Annotated in this window: 17 protein-coding genes; 4 read left to right on the plus strand and 13 right to left on the minus strand. The window is 33.6% G+C overall.

The window, feature by feature from the left end; genetic code table 11:
* Nucleotide 1: 1 nt before the first annotated feature.
* Together OEW74_RS14945 and recO are read left to right on the plus strand one after the other, a co-directional pair.
* Nucleotides 2–2,257: a hypothetical protein gene (locus OEW74_RS14945; protein WP_265429233.1), complete on the plus strand. Its 2,256-nt coding sequence runs from the start codon at nucleotides 2–4 to the stop codon at nucleotides 2,255–2,257.
* Nucleotides 2,257–2,943: a DNA repair protein RecO gene (gene recO, locus OEW74_RS14950; RefSeq protein WP_265429234.1), complete on the plus strand. Its 687-nt coding sequence runs from the start codon at nucleotides 2,257–2,259 to the stop codon at nucleotides 2,941–2,943. Before OEW74_RS14945 ends, recO begins: the two co-directional genes overlap by 1 nt.
* A 1-nt stretch (nucleotide 2,944) precedes the next feature.
* Here recO and OEW74_RS14955 read toward each other — a convergent pair whose 3' ends face one another.
* The 6 genes from OEW74_RS14955 to OEW74_RS14980 form a co-directional block, all read right to left on the minus strand.
* Complete coding sequence (locus OEW74_RS14955; protein WP_265429235.1) at nucleotides 2,945–3,754, minus strand: glucose 1-dehydrogenase; 810 nt, start codon at nucleotides 3,752–3,754, stop codon at nucleotides 2,945–2,947.
* Between the two features lie 68 nt (nucleotides 3,755–3,822).
* Nucleotides 3,823–4,308: a GNAT family N-acetyltransferase gene (locus OEW74_RS14960; RefSeq protein ID WP_265429236.1), complete on the minus strand. Its 486-nt coding sequence runs from the start codon at nucleotides 4,306–4,308 to the stop codon at nucleotides 3,823–3,825.
* 3 nt (nucleotides 4,309–4,311) lie between these two features.
* The gene (locus OEW74_RS14965; RefSeq protein ID WP_265429237.1) at nucleotides 4,312–4,995 is read right to left on the minus strand and encodes a DUF1684 domain-containing protein; all 684 of its coding nucleotides are present in this window, start codon (nucleotides 4,993–4,995) and stop codon (nucleotides 4,312–4,314) included.
* Between the two features lie 17 nt (nucleotides 4,996–5,012).
* Nucleotides 5,013–5,405, minus strand: a complete 393-nt coding sequence (locus OEW74_RS14970; protein ID WP_074231781.1) for a hypothetical protein — start codon at nucleotides 5,403–5,405, stop codon at nucleotides 5,013–5,015.
* Between the two features lie 83 nt (nucleotides 5,406–5,488).
* Nucleotides 5,489–6,994 (minus strand): malate dehydrogenase (quinone), encoded by a 1,506-nt coding sequence (gene mqo / locus OEW74_RS14975; RefSeq protein WP_265429238.1) that lies wholly within the window; start codon nucleotides 6,992–6,994, stop codon nucleotides 5,489–5,491.
* Nucleotides 6,995–7,199: 205 nt separating this feature from the next.
* Nucleotides 7,200–8,240, minus strand: a complete 1,041-nt coding sequence (locus OEW74_RS14980) for an NAD(P)H-dependent glycerol-3-phosphate dehydrogenase (protein WP_265429239.1) — start codon at nucleotides 8,238–8,240, stop codon at nucleotides 7,200–7,202.
* Nucleotides 8,241–8,464: 224 nt separating this feature from the next.
* Between OEW74_RS14980 and OEW74_RS14985 the strand changes: the two genes are divergently transcribed.
* Entirely contained in the window at nucleotides 8,465–9,478 is a 1,014-nt protein-coding gene (locus OEW74_RS14985) for a M23 family metallopeptidase (RefSeq protein ID WP_265429240.1), read from the plus strand.
* A gap of 133 nt (nucleotides 9,479–9,611) precedes the next feature.
* Here OEW74_RS14985 and OEW74_RS14990 read toward each other — a convergent pair whose 3' ends face one another.
* The 6 genes from OEW74_RS14990 to OEW74_RS15015 all read right to left on the minus strand — a co-directional run bounded on the left by OEW74_RS14990 (nucleotide 9,612) and on the right by OEW74_RS15015 (nucleotide 14,561).
* The gene (locus tag OEW74_RS14990) at nucleotides 9,612–10,262 is read right to left on the minus strand and encodes an NAD(P)-dependent oxidoreductase (protein ID WP_265429241.1); all 651 of its coding nucleotides are present in this window, start codon (nucleotides 10,260–10,262) and stop codon (nucleotides 9,612–9,614) included.
* Between the two features lie 57 nt (nucleotides 10,263–10,319).
* Nucleotides 10,320–10,730 carry an Rrf2 family transcriptional regulator gene (locus tag OEW74_RS14995; RefSeq protein ID WP_265429242.1) on the minus strand — a complete coding sequence of 137 codons (411 nt, stop codon included), beginning with the start codon at nucleotides 10,728–10,730 and terminating at the stop codon, nucleotides 10,320–10,322.
* A 67-nt stretch (nucleotides 10,731–10,797) separates the two neighbouring features.
* Nucleotides 10,798–12,264, minus strand: a complete 1,467-nt coding sequence (locus OEW74_RS15000) for a class A beta-lactamase-related serine hydrolase (RefSeq protein ID WP_265429243.1) — start codon at nucleotides 12,262–12,264, stop codon at nucleotides 10,798–10,800.
* A gap of 86 nt (nucleotides 12,265–12,350) precedes the next feature.
* Nucleotides 12,351–12,923 (minus strand): helix-turn-helix domain-containing protein, encoded by a 573-nt coding sequence (locus OEW74_RS15005; protein ID WP_265429244.1) that lies wholly within the window; start codon nucleotides 12,921–12,923, stop codon nucleotides 12,351–12,353.
* Nucleotides 12,924–12,976: 53 nt separating this feature from the next.
* Nucleotides 12,977–13,927 carry a hypothetical protein gene (locus OEW74_RS15010; RefSeq protein ID WP_265429245.1) on the minus strand — a complete coding sequence of 317 codons (951 nt, stop codon included), beginning with the start codon at nucleotides 13,925–13,927 and terminating at the stop codon, nucleotides 12,977–12,979.
* Between the two features lie 103 nt (nucleotides 13,928–14,030).
* Nucleotides 14,031–14,561: an FKBP-type peptidyl-prolyl cis-trans isomerase gene (locus tag OEW74_RS15015; RefSeq protein ID WP_265429246.1), complete on the minus strand. Its 531-nt coding sequence runs from the start codon at nucleotides 14,559–14,561 to the stop codon at nucleotides 14,031–14,033.
* A gap of 136 nt (nucleotides 14,562–14,697) precedes the next feature.
* Here OEW74_RS15015 and OEW74_RS15020 point away from each other — a divergent pair, with 136 nt between their 5' ends.
* Nucleotides 14,698–15,699 (plus strand): catalase, encoded by a 1,002-nt coding sequence (locus OEW74_RS15020; RefSeq protein WP_265429247.1) that lies wholly within the window; start codon nucleotides 14,698–14,700, stop codon nucleotides 15,697–15,699.
* A 94-nt stretch (nucleotides 15,700–15,793) separates the two neighbouring features.
* On the opposite strand, the gene OEW74_RS15025 is transcribed toward OEW74_RS15020, so the two are convergent.
* A complete protein-coding gene (locus OEW74_RS15025; RefSeq protein ID WP_265429248.1) occupies nucleotides 15,794–16,825 on the minus strand; it encodes a TerC/Alx family metal homeostasis membrane protein in 1,032 nt (343 codons plus the stop codon).
* Nucleotides 16,826–16,857: the final 32 nt, after the last annotated feature.

The following is a 16,857-nucleotide window of genomic DNA, read 5'->3' on the forward strand; positions in this document are numbered from 1 at the left end:
TATGAAAAAAATCTCATTACTTTCTTTTGGTATTTTCGCAGCGTTGCAGTTTGTAAATGCGCAGAATATTTCTTCAAAAAAATGGGCAGACCTGTTCTCTTACAACAATGTTCTGGCGATGAAAGAAGATAACGGAAAAATCGTTGCCGCCACAGAAAACGGGATTTTTTATTATACAATTTCTTCAGGAGAAATTACCAAGTTATCAAAGGCTAATGGTCTTCATGATGTGAAAATTTCTGCTTTTGATTACAATCCACAAACAAAAATAGGTTTAGTTGGATATCAAAACGGAGCCTTAGACATTATTACTCCACAAGGCGTAACGTATGTTGTAGATATCCCAATTGCAACGGGATACAATGGAAGCAAAAAAATCAATCACATTTCTATTACAGGAGATAAAGCAGTTGTTTCTGTAGGTTATGGAGTTTCTATTTTTGATTTAAAAAAGAAAGAATTTGCTGACTCTGCTTTCTTTATTAACGGAGGTGTTTTTCAAGCCAGTAATGAAGCGACTATTTTAGGAAATAAAGTTTTTTCAGTAACCAATACCGGATTGAAAACCCATGAAATGAATACTACTTTTCCTGTGTTTACAACCTGGGCTACAGAAATGCCCGGAAACTTTACAAATATTGATTCAGAATCTGTTTTAGCTTTTTCATCTGCTACTGCAACTTACATTTACGATAGCGGAACATCAACTCCCATTGCACAAACTTTTGGTGGGATTAATGATGTGGTTGTAAATTCAAACAATATCATCATTACAGACGGCAGCAGAATTTACACTTATAATACAAATGGAAATTTTGGTGGTAGCACAAGTGTGGGAGAAGCTTGCAATACGGCAACAACAATTGGCTCAAAAGTATATGGCGGAACTAAACTTTCCGGAGTTAAAACCGATGATAATATATCCTACAAACCAGATGGCCCCTATTTCAATGATTCTTACAAAATAAGATTATTTAATGATAATCAGCTTTTAGTTTCTACAGGAATTAGAGCAAACGGATATAATGAAACTCAAGTTAATTCAAAAAATCCGGGTTTTTATTATTTTACTGGAACTGAATGGGTTTATCCTTCTATTTTTGTTGGAACAACTATAGGTTTCAATGTTGTAGATGCTTTTCCAGACCCAGCAAATACTTCAGAAGTATATTTTTCGAATTATTACACTAATAATTTTGGAGGTCATGGGATTTATAAAATGAAATACAATTCAACTTCTAAAGATTTTGACTTTGTAAAACGTTATGACTTAGGTGCACCCAATGGTTATGGAAGAAGACCTGTGGGCTTTACTTCAGATGATCAGAATAACATTATTGCATCTATTGCATATTCCGGACCAACTGCAGCATTAGCTTTTTATGACAGAGCAACAGATAATTTTTTATTAAAAGATTTAAACGTTAGTACCGGGATTCAATATCCTGTTTTCAGTAATGATTTATTGTGGATTCCTATCCCAAGAACAGTTAATTTCTTAGTTTACGACACCAAAAAAACAGCGAGTCTTTCTGATGATACACAATATTATTTAGATCAATCAAACAATATTCCTGCAAATACAATTTCTTTTGCAATGGATAAATCAGGAGATGCTTGGCTAGGTACTGAAGACGGAATAAGAATTTTACCCAATGCAGCAACCGAAATTAAAAACGACCCTCAATTTGAAGCTATTGTCATCGAACAAGGCGGACTTGCCGAAGAACTTTTCAGAGATGCTACTATTTTACATATCGAAGTAGATGGCGGAAACCAGAAATGGGTATCTGTAGAAGACGGAGGTGTTTATTATTTATCTGCTGACGGAGAAAAAACTATAAAATTTTTCAATAAAGATAATTCTCCGCTCCCAACGAATACTGTTACCGATATTAAAGTTGATAAAAAAACAGGCAAAGTTTATTTTGTGACTTTTGACGGAATCGTTACTTACCAAGGTGATGTTGCAGATGTAACTAAAGACTTTGGAAATGTTTTGGTTTATCCGAATCCTGTGGTTTATTCTCAGTTTAAAGGCAATGTAACCATCAAAGGTTTGGCTGAAAAAACAAACATCAGAATTACTGATGCAGCTGGAAATCTTGTACATTCTGCCGTTGCAAGAACCGGATATTACGAATGGAATCTTAATAACCAGAAAGGAAAAAGAGTTGCTTCAGGAATTTATTTTGTTTTGATGACCAACGAAGACGGCTCAGATAAAGCTACAGCAAAAATAGCGGTAGTTAATTAATGACTTCACAAGACGGATTTTTACTTTCATACATCAAATATGGAGAAAACGACGCAGTTCTCCATTGTTTCACCGAAGAAGATGGTTTTCAAACTTATTTTCTGAAAGGAATTTACAGCAAAAAAAATAAGAAAAAGGCGTTTTTACTTCCATTGAACAAGCTTAATTTTTCTGTTAATGCAGGAAAAAACAGCGGAATTCAAACTATTTCAAAATTTGAAATTACGGAGGTAAATGATGTTTATACAGACATCAAAGCCAATACGGTTATATTTTTTATTGCAGATTTTTTGAATCAGATTTTAAGAAATGAGAATCAAAATCAGATCATCTTTCACACGATTGATGAATTTATTTTTGAACTCAGTCAGCAAAATTACCGTTCTCATCTTATTCTTTTAATTAAAATTTTAAAAATTCAGGGTGTTGCACCACTCTTAGGAGATGGAAATTATTTGGATCCCGAAACAGGAACATTCTCCAATATAGGAACTCATCATTTTTTCGACAGTGAAAATTCTCAGCTATGGAAATTGATTTTATCCTCTCAGAATCCTTATCAAATAAAAATTCCGCAAGCTATGAGAAAAACCTTTTTAGACAGTGTGCTGGTTTATTATCATTACCACATTACCGATTTTAAAACGCCTAATTCACTTGAAATTATCCAGCAGATTTTCGAATAAATTATCCGCCGTTTGAAAAACTTTCCAGACTTGTCATGCCTCCATCGATGAAAATACTCGTTCCGGAAATATAATCGGCCAAATCACTCGCTAAAAATGCTGCCAAATTTCCAACATCTTCAGGTTGACCAATTCTGTTATATGGAATTAACTTCATTAAATCATTCATCGCTTCCGGAGTTTCCCATGCATCTTTATTAATCGGCGTTTGAATTGCTCCCGGACAAATAGAATTAACTCTGATTTTATCTGCGCCGTGTTCCTGAGCCAAAGTCTGCATCAGCATTTTTATGGCACCTTTACTTGCTGCATAATTTGCGTGACCCGCCCAAGGGATAATTTCGTGAACCGAACTTATATGAATGATTTTTCCGCAAGCAACAGAACGGGTTGTATCGATTCCCCGGCGGAGAAATTCTTTAACAGCTTCTCTTGAACACAAAAAATGACCACGCAAATTCACGCCCATTACAGTATCCCACTCTTCCAAAGTCATATCGATAAATTTGGCATCTTTCTGAATTCCGGCATTATTAACCAGAATATCAACGGTTCCGTATTCTGAAATTACATCTGAAAACATTTTTACCACCTGATCTTCTTTAGAAACATCGCATTGGTAAACCATTCCGTTTCCGCCGTTTTTCTGAATTTCGCCTAAAACTTTTTGGGCTTCATCTTTAGATTTTTCAGATGAATGATTGATGATAACTGTTGCCCCGGCTGAAGCAAGAGATTTTGCAATTCCGGTTCCGATTCCGCTTGATGCGCCTGTAACAATGGCAACCTGATTTCTTAATAAAACTTCCATATTTTGATTTTAATGATGTTTAAAATCAATTGAAAGTATCACGCCAAACTGACTGTTTGATTTTTAAATTAATCTAAAATTTTAGACATCACAAACTGAGGCCCGCTTCTTCCGTCTATTTTTTTACCGGCATAAACATATCCTTTTTTCGTATAAATTTGAAAAGCCAAATCATTTCTTTCATTCACTGATAAAACAATTTCATTACAATCTTTAAAATGTTCTTTAATAAAATCATCCAGAACAATCATCACAGATTTACCGACTCCTTTTCCCTGAAATTCAGGATTTATAGACAATGACCGAAGTAAAACCGAATTGTGATTATCAGTTAATTCTAATTTATCATCACCAAAATCTAAAACACAAAAACCAGCCGCTTTTTCATCAGAAAAAATAGTAATCGGATAGGCAAAAAAATCATCATTTTGATTTCTTGCTTCAATTCTTTCCAAAGCTTGGTTTGGCAAAGCTGAAAACTGCGCCTGAATTTCATCAAGCTCATAATTTAATTCAGATAAATCTTTCGGTTTAAAAAACTGTAAATCAATCATAATTTAATGATGATAAATATCGTTGTACATTACGCCCGCTTTTATTTCTACCGGAAGCTTATTTTCTTCAGGAACAATCGGGCAATTGTAATCATAAGCATTATAGGCACAGAAAGGTTGATAAGACTGATTAAAATCTAACACAATCGTGTTGCCTTTCGGGATTTTTAAATCCATGTATTTTCCTCCGCCGTAAGTTTGTTTTTGATTGGTTTCATCACGAAAAGGCAAGAAAAGATGATCCTTATATTTTTCCATTTTCATCAGATCTAAACTTTGATAGATCGTTAAAGTATAAGATTTTCCGTCAATCGTAAAGTGGGCCTTCCCGTATTCCTGATATGACTTCGATTTTCCTGAAGAAGTGGGTAGATCAAAAGGTTCAGGGTTTTCATTTTTAACGAAATCAGCAATTACGCGGTATTTTAAGTCAATAGGAAAGAAAGGATGTTGTTTAAAATTTGTATAATTATCTCCTCGCAAAGGTGTTTCTTTCTTGTCGAGGTATTCTTTATTTAAATCTGTTTGAAACTTTTTTATTTCTCTTATCATTAAATATCCAAAAATATCTTTTTCAGTACAAATCATTGGTTTGATTATAGGTACTGCATGCTTTGTTTTTTTCTTTTTTTGAGAAAACACGAAAAGTGGAAAGACAGCTATAAGAATTAATATAATTTTCTTCATTTTAGATTTAATAAAAATTACTCCGAAATTTTTATCCGGTAAATATCTGATGAATTTCTTTTAATTGATTTCACAAAAAAACCACCTTCTTCAGGAATTATTTCTTTAAAATCAAAGCTTTTGCAATCTTTTGGCAAACCAGAAAACACTAATGTAAACCAGAAATCTTTCATAAACGGAACAACCGTCCAGTTCGGATAAATCGTAATATTTTCAGCGTGAATCAGTTTACTTTTATGGCTGGAACTATTATCAACAAGGTAAGTAGTATTCCAAATTCTGATCAAATTTCCCAAAAACGGTGACGCAGGAAAACAGCAATGTACAATCACCTGCTTTTCTTCTTCAATTTTTGTCTGAAGAGCTTCAAGGATTTCCTTTGCAATAATCGGTTTTGAAATAACTTCCATCTTGGTATGAGTAATGATTAATTGATAATGGGTAATAAGCAACTTTACAAAATTACTTATTACCCATTACTTATCACTTATATTTAATGCTTAAGCTCTAATTTTTCTTTGCTGTGAGCTCTCATTCTTTTTGCCAGTTCAGGATTTTCGGATAATTTTTGTCCGTATGACGGGATCATTTCCAACAATTTATCTTTCCATTCTCCTTTTAATTTTTCAGGAAAACATTTTTCTAAAACATTCAACATCGCAAAAACCGCAGTTGATGCTCCCGGAGATGCTCCTAAAAGTGAAGCAATCGTCCCTTTATCATTAACGACAACCTCAGTTCCGAATTCTAATTTACCACCTAATTTATCATCTTTTTTGATGATCTGAACACGTTGTCCGGCAACTTTCAGTTCCCAGTCTTCTTCTTTTGCATCTTTCACAAACTCTCTCAAATGCTGCATTCTCTGAGCTTTTGTCATTGCAACCTGCTGAATTAGATATTTCGTTAAAGGAATATTATGCCACCAAGCTCCAAATAATGAACGGAGATTTTTGGTATTCACACTTTCAGGTAAATCGAGATAGCTTCCTTCTTTCAAAAATTTTGTTGAAAAACCCGCAAAAGGACCAAAAAGCAACGCTTTTTTACCATCAATAATTCTTAAATCTAAATGCGGAACAGACATTGGCGGTGCATCAACTGTCGCTTGAGTGTAAACTTTTGCATGATGTTTTTCTACCAATTCCTGATTATGACTAACCAACCATTCTCCGGAAACCGGAAAACCTCCGTAACCTGCACTTTCTTTGATATCTGAACTGTCGAGCAAAGGCAATGCATAACCTCCTGCTCCAATAAAAACAAAATCTGCAACAACTTCCTGTTTATGATTGTTGATGCGATCTTTTACTTTCATTTCCCATTTTCCGTTTTCTTTGGGATCGATGTCTTTTACTTCGTGATACAAAAAAACTTCTACATGAGAATCTTCTACAAGATGGCGTCCCATTTTTCGGGTCAATGTCCCAAAATTGACATCGGTTCCGATATTCATTTTAGTAGCTGCCAAAACTTCAGATTGGTTTCTTTTGCTCATCACCAAAGGAATCCATTTTCTCAAAATATCATGATCGGTAGAAAATTCCATTTCTGAAAACAGAGGTGAATTTTTCATTGCTTCGTGTCTTTTTTTAAGATATTCTGCATCTTTTTCACCAAAAACCAAACTCATGTGAGCGCAAGAATTAATAAATTCCTGAGGATTCTGAATGTATTTTTTGTCAACCAAATAAGACCAAAACTGTTTTGAAATCTCAAATTGTTCTGCAATTTTTTCAGCTTTTGAAATATCTATACTTCCGTCTTCTTTTTCGGGTGTATAATTGAGTTCACAAAATGCAGAGTGACCCGTTCCTGCGTTGTTCCATGCAGCGGTACTTTCTTTGGCAAATCTTCCCAGTCTTTCGAAAATAGCAATATCTAAATTGGGATCAAACTCGTGAAGTAAAGTGGCTAAAGTAACACTCATAATTCCGCCTCCTATAAGCACAATATCATATTTTGGCTTAGGCGTTCTATTAGTAATTGAATGTGGCATTGTGTGAATTTTAATACGAATTTCGGGAAAAGTTTTAGATTAAAATAAGATTTAACTATTTAATTCTGTGCCGAAAACAAAATTTTTACCAACCCAGCGAAGACGATGGAAATTATCAATTTTAAATAATAGAATCGATATATTCAATAAAAAAGCATCAATGAAAATCACTGATGCTTCTATATATTTTTAAAGGAAATTAATTCTAGTTCAGCTTTGCCGTTAGTTTTCTAAATTGTTTTTCAGCATTTTTGCCTTCATACAAAATTGTATAAACCGTATCAATAATCGGTAATTCCAGTTTTTTCTGTTTTGCTGTTTTATAAATAGAATCTGCAGCGTAATATCCTTCTGCAACCATGTTCATCGACTGAATTGCAGATTTCACGGTATATCCTTTTCCGATAAGATTTCCTAAATTTCTGTTTCTTGAAAACAAAGAATATGCTGTAACCAATAAATCTCCCAAATAAGCACTTTCGTTAACATCTCTAGGAGCCTCATAAATCGCTTCAAGGAAAGTTTCCATCTCTCTAATCGCATTCGATACAAAAACTGCCGTAAAGTTATCACCGTAACCCAAACCGCTTGCAATACCCGCTCCGATTGCAAAAATATTTTTAAGGATAGCACTGTATTCGTTTCCTAAAATATCTTTGCTGGAATTTACTTTGATAAAATCTGAATTGAAAATATTAACCAGTTTTTCAGAAACTTCGTCTTCCACCGTTGCCACCGTAAGATAAGAAAGTCTTTCCATTGCAACTTCTTCAGCGTGACACGGTCCTGCAATAACCGCCTGATTTCTGAATCCTATCTGGAATTCTTCTTTCAGATAATGTGCCACAACATCGTTCACTTTCGGAATAATCCCTTTAATTGCCGAAACGAAGATTTTGTCTTTATACTCACAAGTCATTTTATCTAAAGTATCTGAAAGATAAATAGATGGAGTTGCCAAGACAACAACATCACAAGCTGTCACCAACTCGTTGACATCAGTTGTTAATTTTAAATTTTTAAGATTGAAATTAACTGCCGTAAGATAAGTAGGATTGTGCCCACGCAGTTCAATTGCTCCTTTTACAAACTCATTTCTAACACACCAATGCACGGTTTTGCAATTTTCAACAAGCATTTTTACAATTGCTGTTGCAAAACTTCCGCTACCAACAACGCCAACTGCAACGTCATTTTTGGTTTTTTTAGAAGTAGAAGATTCTGAGTTGTTTTTCTTTTTCGCCATAATTGAAATGTGATTTGCAAATATATTAAAACCGAGAAATATCGAAACTTTATATCACCCAACATGAATCACTTTTTGAAAAATTTAACACTCTCGCACAATTAAATATCTAAAAATACGTTTATTACAATATTTTCTAAATTTTTGTTAAGAATAAGGTCGAAAGTTTATTTTTACCTAAATTTGCACCCTTAAAACCTTTTTAAATTCTAAGAGAAAGAAAAATGAAGAAATTTTTAGGCAGCAAAAAGAAAGTAACAGTTCTAATTGGAGGGCTTTCACTGGTCGTTTTTGCACAAAGTATTTTCATTGCCAAATTGTTTTCTGAGAAAGATGACAAAAACTATGAAGTAAATTTGGTAAAAATAAATACAGAAAAAGACAGCGTTGATTATCTGAAAATGAAAACAGATCTTGGCTTGGTAGATCAAACGGTTTCTCAACTGAATTCTTTTCTAAAATCAAAAGATATTAAGAGCGAAAAACTAATGGTTCTTGATAACGACAGTATTTCAAACTCAGTTTATCTGGCAAAACAATCAAACAGATACAGCCAATATCTGATGGACTTGCAGAAAAAATTAATGCAGGTTCCTCTAGGAATGCCTACTGAAGGGTATATTTCATCCAACTTTGGAATTAGAAAAAACCCAATTCCTTTTAAAACTGTTTATGCATCTGTAAAACCAATTGCAGCAACTCCTACCGCCGTTGCAGCAACTCCAAAACCTGAAGTAAAAGCTGAACCGGTAGAAAAAATTGTAGAAGTAACCGACAGTTACGGCAATAAGAGAGAAATAAAGGTGATGGTAACTCCAAAAGCAGCAAGTGCAGCTTCTCCTTCTCCAACAAACTCTACAACTAAAAATGTAGCTGCTTCTAAAACTCCGGCAGAAAAGAATAATGCTCCTGCAGAAGCTGATCAAATGCAATTTCACAAAGGTTTGGATATTGCCGTTCCTTTTGGATCTGATGTTATAGCAACTGCCGCCGGAACTGTGATTTTCTCAGGACAGAAAGGCGGTTATGGAAACTGCGTCATTGTATCTCACGGAAATGGATTGGCAACACTTTACGGTCATCTTTCACAATTGGTTGCAAAAACCAATGAGAAAGTAAAAGTTGGACAAGTGATTGCAAAATCAGGGAATTCAGGACGTTCTACGGGACCGCATTTGCATTATGAAGTGCATAAAAACAATGCTCCGGTTAATCCGAAGTTGTTTATGAATTTGTAAATAAATTATTTGTATCAAAAAAGCTTCGGCGGCACCTTTGGTGTCGCCGAAGCTTTTTTGATCTGTTGAATCGGTTTTCATCGGATTTTATCCGATGCTTTGTTAAGTCGTCCCTTCGGGATTTTCAAAATAATTAATAAGCTGCGGTGAATCTTTCTCGGATGTGATTGTTTTGCTCCAATTCATCAACCAAAACAACAGCGACATCTTCTACAGAAAGTACACTTCTCCCCTCTTCATTGAATACAGGATTTTCAAGAGCGGTTCTATATTTTCCGGTTCTGATTCCTGCTGTTCCTGGATGCATTTCGATTGCGGGGCTGAAAAAAGTCCAGTCTAAAGTTGTATTTTCTTTGATTTTATTTAAATAATCTCTTGCTGCAGTTGCTCCTGGCTTGATGTCTGCCGGAAAATCTGGTCCATCAACCAATTGATTTCCATCGATAAATAAACTTCCTGCACCACCAACTGTAATAAATCTTTTCACGCCCGATTTTTCAACTGCTTTTTCGATATTGATTGAACCATTTAGGAAATCGTTATAAAGATTTGGGTTCGTCCAACCCGCATTAAAACTGCTGATTACCGCATCATTTCCTTTCAAAGCTTCGGCCAAATCATCTACATTGTTTACATCAACGCTTTTTGCTTTTACGTTTTCAGTTTCGTTTACTTTAGATGCATCTCTTACAATAGCTTCTACTTCAAAACCTCTGTTTGCTAATTCTTTTACTACTTGTGTTCCCACAAAACCTGTTGCACCGATTACCGCTACTTTTTTCATAATATTTTTATTTAAATTAATTGTAATAAATTTTGTTACATTTTTGGTCAAAAATTTTTAATCGAAATATTCTGTAAATTCTTGTAAAGATTTATCTCCTAAAAATTGACAGACTAACGCATCAGTCTCTGTAAAAAGTTGTCCTAAATGTGTATTGATATTTTTCCCAATGGGACAAGCCGGGTTAGGATTATTATTTTTCTTACCTAAAACTTCTGAATTTTTCACTGCTGAATAAATTTCAGAAATACTTATGTTGGAAGCGTCTCTTCCCAACTGGCTTCCACCTTCTTTTCCTTTTCTACTAACAATTAATCCTGCTTCTTTTAAAACACCAATTTCTTTACGAATAATAACAGGATTTACATTAATACTTCCGGCAAGCCAATCAGAAGTAAGCCACTCCTGAGGAAATTTTGACAACAAAGTCATGATATGTATCGCCGTAGCAAATCTGGTATTGTTCATAATTACTCTGCAAAGATACAAATATTTCAATTGTAACAAAATTAATTACAATTAAATTTCGTTAAACTTATTTTGTTTCAATTGAAATGATTTTCTTTCCTACATTTCCAAAGTAATGATTAACAAGAGGTTCATAAATTTTATATCCATTTTCAACATTCGTAAAAATGATCAATCCTTTTTTTGTTTTTGGTAAAAGAAAAACAATAGTATTTACTCCTTTATCAGAACCACCATGAGACAATGCAATTTCGTTATTTCCAAGATCGTAAATTTCAAATCCTAAACCGAAAAACTTGTCTTTTTTAGTTTCAGTCTGTTTGGTTTTCATTTCTTCGGCAGTTTTTGTTGTCAAAAAATCATTATTCAAAACAGCAACTAAAAATTTCCCGTAATCTTCTACAGAAGTTACTAAGTCATCGGCTGCATTTGGAGTTTTATTTTTTACAATTTCATACGGATTTCCGGAGTTATTGTAACCAAGTACCACTCTCTCAGAATATTTCTTTTCATTCCAGATATAACTTGTATCTTTCATATCTAAAGGCTGAAAAACAAGTTCTTTTGCTAATTCTTCAAGACTTTTGTGAAATTTATTTTCCAGGGCTTTTCTCAGATACTCAAAACCTTCACCCGAATATTGATATTTTGTTCCCGGATCAAACTCAAAACGAAGTTTTTTATCATTATTCATCCATCTCCAATTCGGAAAACCTGTTTGATGGCTTAAAATTAATCTTGTCGTCAATTTTTTATGTCTTGGATCTTTAGCAATATCAGGATCAATAAAGTATTTATCTAGTGGCTCATCAAGATTCCATTTACCAAGACTTACCAAGCGTAAAACCGTTATTGCAGTAACTGGTTTGGTTAAAGAAGCAACATTAAAAAGACTATTGTAAGAAGCCGATGTTTTATCATTTAGTTTTCCATAAACTTTTATTTCTGTCAACTTTCCATTCTCGATAATTCCTAAACCTAAAGTTGGGATGTTATTATTTTTCAACAATTGCTCCAAATTATCGGTAAGTTTTGATTGGCCTGGGTCTCCGTGATCATAACTTAAAATATCACTCATAATCCAATTACCTTCTTTTTTTGTCCAGACTGTTGTAAATTTTGCCTGCCCGCCTAATGCATCTTGTTTATTTTTTTCACGGATAAAAAACTGATGTTCTCCGGACTGTATCGCACCATACAATTCGCCGTTATTGTATAATGGAAAAACTTCCAAACTACTTTCAATGACCTTACGAATTGGTTTTTGATTGGGATTTGAACAGATATTTTGTTTTGTTCTTTCGAGAAACAATTTCTTGTCCTGAAAGCCTCCATTATCATGATAGAATTTTAGATTCTCATCTACTGATTTTTTAAGATACGTAAGGTCACAATTATTAAAACCTCGTTCAAAAAAAAGACTATCCTGTTTCTTTAATTCTAAAAATAATGGCGAATTTTTATCGATTTGTGCATTGAAATTTCCGAAGAAAAAGTAGAGAATAAAAATGCTGATCTTAAGTTTTTTAGGCATTGATTAATTTTTGACAAAGATTCAGAATAAACTGTTTTTAAATCAAAAAAAGAACCCGACAAAAACCCGACAATCATCTGTCACATTTATATGATGTTGAAATTCAACTTATAACGAAGACTTTGTCTCTTATCAATTTCGTAAGTGTTTCTCAAAATAATGTAAACATTTGCCAAAATTAAGAAGGTCATCGTTATCATAACAGATTCCCGACCTAATTTTAAGAGCACAATTAACATAAAAATGATAGGCAAAATGATCGCTAAAAATATTTGAAGTGAGATAATCTGTTTTACAATTTGTGATTTATTTTTTGTAAAAAGCATAATCAATAATGGCGGCAAAAAATTAGCAATCGGAAGCCATGCCAATGGAAGTGTGGAAAGATTGATTATTTTGACTAAACCGGAGTTAAAAGAATCGTCATTTTCTGTTACAATAATAGGTTCATCAACTTTAATCTCTTCTTTTATCGTCTCAGAAATCAATAGATCTTTTTCAGAAACATCAAGACTTGCGGCCAACGTTTTTAGTGTATAACCTTTCGGAATTGTACCTGCTTCAATTCTTTGAATAGTTCTTACCGAAATTCCTGATTTTTCAGCTAATTCTTCCTGAGTAAGATTTTGTCTCTCTCTTATTTTTCTTAATTCCGACATTCTTTTAAGTAGATCAAAGCAAATTTAGACATTCAAACATTTAGTATTCAAAATTATAAGATCAATTTATCTAAATCTAACAACAAATAATTAATGATCTGATTAATTGTGCGCGTTGCCGACTGCATCTGATTAAGCATTGCCGCACGATTGTGAAGATCATCTGCTCTATAAAGACCTCCATCTTTGAAAATAACCGACTGATCGGCTTTATTCTGATCATCATCAAACTGATAATGCAACCATCGTTGTTTCATGCTTGAAATAATAGAATGCTGTTCTTTGTTTGAAAATCTTTTTTCGGTGTACATATACCAAATAAAGGGCGGAAAATTGGGAGATTCCAGTCTTTCGTTCCAGATATCTCGCAATAAATTTCTTTGATGTATAAATTCAACTTTTTTACCTTTCGGATTTAAGGTTGCCAAACCAAAACCGGCTCCCAAAGCACCTCCGGTAATATCAATTGCACTGCTCCAACCCTCATCTTTTACAATTCCGCCTGCAATTGAGGCGACAGCTCCTGCTGCAATTGAGTATAAAATGAGTTTATTATTCCTGGAATCATTTAAATTATCAACATAATTTCCAATTTGCGCAACACGTTCACCTTCACAGTCAAATTCTGCAGCAACAGCATCCAATTCAGTCAGTGCAATTGTAATTTTGCTGTTGATTTTCATCTTTAATTGCAAAACTTTTACCTGAGAATTTAATGATGAATCTTTTTTCAGTTTTACAATTTCATTTACTTCATCTAAATTATCCAAAGCATTTAAAACCAAAATACTTTGATCGGAAAAAGTACTTTTCAATTGCTGATTAGCTGCAATGATTGAATCTGAATTATAAGAAGGCAATTTATTTTCATAATTATACTTGAAAGGTGCCTTACAATAGCTGTCTCTCAAAGTCAAAATATTCTGTTTTATCACCTGATTTTTCTTTGAAACACAGGAAGTCAACAAAATAAAAACGGCAAAAATCGAGTATAGTTTTTTCATTAAAAATTCAATTAAAGGAAATATGAATCTTATTACTAAGATAGCACAAATAAAAAAATCCACCTGAAAACAGATGAATTTTAATTTATTTTTAAGAACAGGATTATTTAATATCCAATAATTCTACCTGAAATACCAAAGTAGAGTTTGGTCCGATTTCTTTGCTAATCTGCTGATCTCCATAAGCCAAATGCGGTGGAATAATCAATCTCCATTTGCTTCCTACAGGCATTAACTGAAGTGCTTCTGTCCATCCTTTGATTACTTTATTCAACGGAAAAGAAGCTGGAGTTCCTCTTTTTACCGAACTGTCGAAAACTTTTCCGGCAATTGTTGTACCGTGGTAATGGCATTTTACGGTAGATTTCGGACCTGGTTTGGGACCATCACCTTCGGTAATGATTTCGTATTGCAATCCGCTTGGTAACTGCACTACACTTTCTCTTTTACCGTATTCAAACATATAATCCTGACCATCTTTCAGGTTTTTCTCTGCCAATTCTTTTTTCTTCTTAAATAACAAATCTGCTACTCCCATAATTTTTTTTACAAAGATAAGATTTAAGTTTGGAAGCTGGAAGCTAGAAGTTGGATGACCGATTTTTGAGTTTAATAAAATTTGGAAACGAATCAAAACATCTAGCTTCCGACATCAAACATCCAACATTATTATCGCTTCTGTTTACAGCACAAAAAACTTTAAAAAATGCTTAATATTCTCGTAACGTAAATTAAAAAACTTGGCGTTATCATTGAGTTTTAAAAACTATATGCCAAATCCGTTAAGATATAACAAGAACTTTGAAAAGCTGAGCTATGAAGAAAAACAACTTTTGGAAGAGACCAAAAAGAGCATTGCCGATTTTGTAGAATACTCTTCTACGATAAGTGACGTGAATTATGCCACAAGAAATGTTCATGCAAAAACGTATGCAGTTTTGAAAGGTGAATTTATCATCAGCAAAGATATTCCGAATGATTTAAAATCTGTTTTTGACAGTGATAAATACGAAATTACTGCAAGATTATCTAATGCGCATCTGAAGATCGATAAAAGCAAAAAAGACTTTCCTGCCTACGGTTTTGCTATTAAAATAAAAGATGATTCGGGAAGAACGATTTCAAATTATCCGTTGGTAAATTTCCCTTTGTTTCCGGTGAATTCTGTTTCTGTATTTTTGAAATTGTTTACTTCTGTCAATCGGTTTTTTGTAAAAAAATGGAGCAATTCTTTTTCGGTTGTAAAGCAGATTTACAAAGTCATTCCTTCTACTTTAAACCCCTCTTTTCTAAAAAATGTTTGGAAGCTTCTTTTAAACAAAAATAATTTCATGCTTTCTTTTGATTATCATTCTGTAGGAGTTTATCGTTTTGATGATAAAATGATCAAGATTAAAGTTAGCCCTAAAAATGTAGAGAAAAATTTTGGTAAAAAAGATTCTGTAAAAGAAGCTGTTGAAAGCTTTTGCAGAACTCATGATTATTTCGCTGAGGTTTATATTCAATTTTGCTATGATCTGAAAGATCAACCCATTAATAGACTCAATGTTGAATGGAAAAACTCTCCTTTCATCAAAATTGGAGAAATAAAAATTGAAAAAGGTTCATTGCTCAATCCTAAAGGCTGTGAAAATGAACTTCTCTCTTTTAATCCTTTTGAAAGTGCAGAAATTTTTCAGCCAGTTGGAAAAATTCAGAAACTCAGAGATGAAGCGTATAAAGTTTCGCTGCAGACGAGAAAGAAGATTAATAAGCTATTGAAGTATAAATAGTGTTGATAGTTGTTGGTTGTTAGTTGACAGTGAAAATAAGAAATAAAAAAAGGCTTTACGATTTGTAAAGCCTTGTATGGATATTTTAATTTAATTATTCTTTTACTTCATCATCTTCCTTATCGGGAAACATGATAGAAATAAGTACAGAAAGTACCAAAACTCCACCTACAATTCCTAATGAGACAGGAGATGAGATATGATACCAAGGTGCAATTAACATCTTAACACCGATAAATGCTAAAATAATTGCCAAACCATAAGGTAGCTTGCTGAACATGTGAATGAAGTTTGCCAATAGGAAATACAAAGATCTTAATCCTAAAATGGCAAAAATATTCGATGTATAAAGAATAAACGGATCTTTTGAGATCGCAAAAATCGCAGGGATAGAATCTACCGCAAAAAGAACGTCTGTAAACTCAATTACCCCAACAACAACCAATAATGGTGTTGCCATTTTGATTCCGTTTTGAACGGTAAAAAACTTGTCGCCATCATAGTTATCTGAAACTTTCCAGAAACTTTTGATCAATTTTGCTCCTGCTGTATTACTGTAATCTTCGTCATCATCGTCATCTCCATCTCCCCAAGATTTGATTCCCGCATAAATAAGGAATAAACCGAAAAGCGTCATTACAACATTGATTCTCACTGCGTGACCAAAAATATTCATTTCAGGCAAGTAAGTTAAATCAATCAATTCAACTCCTGCAAAAATAAAGATGGCTCTAAAAACAAGCGCCCCGATAATTCCCCAAAATAGAACCTTGTGGTGCAAGAATTTTGGAACTTTAAAAAATCCGAAAACCAATATAAATACAAAAAGGTTATCTACGGAAAGCGCTTTCTCAATCCAATATGCTGCTTGATATTGCGTGAATTTTTCTACCGCTATTGCATGACTTTCCGGGGTACCATCTGTATTGAAAACCCAATACACCACTCCTGAAAAAACCATAGACAGCGAGATCCAGACAATTGACCAGATTGTAGCCTCTTTTGAAGAAACCTCATGACTTTTTTTATTGAATACTCCCAAATCGAGAAGCAACATGATAACCACCGTTATCGCAAACCCCCACACCAAACCAGGATGCAGTTCTAAAATATTGTATTTTTCCACGTTAATTCTGTTTATTATATGATAAAAGCAAT

The sequence above is a fragment of the Chryseobacterium sp. YIM B08800 genome (assembly GCF_026163565.1).
Classification (GTDB): Bacteria; Bacteroidota; Bacteroidia; order Flavobacteriales; family Weeksellaceae; genus Chryseobacterium.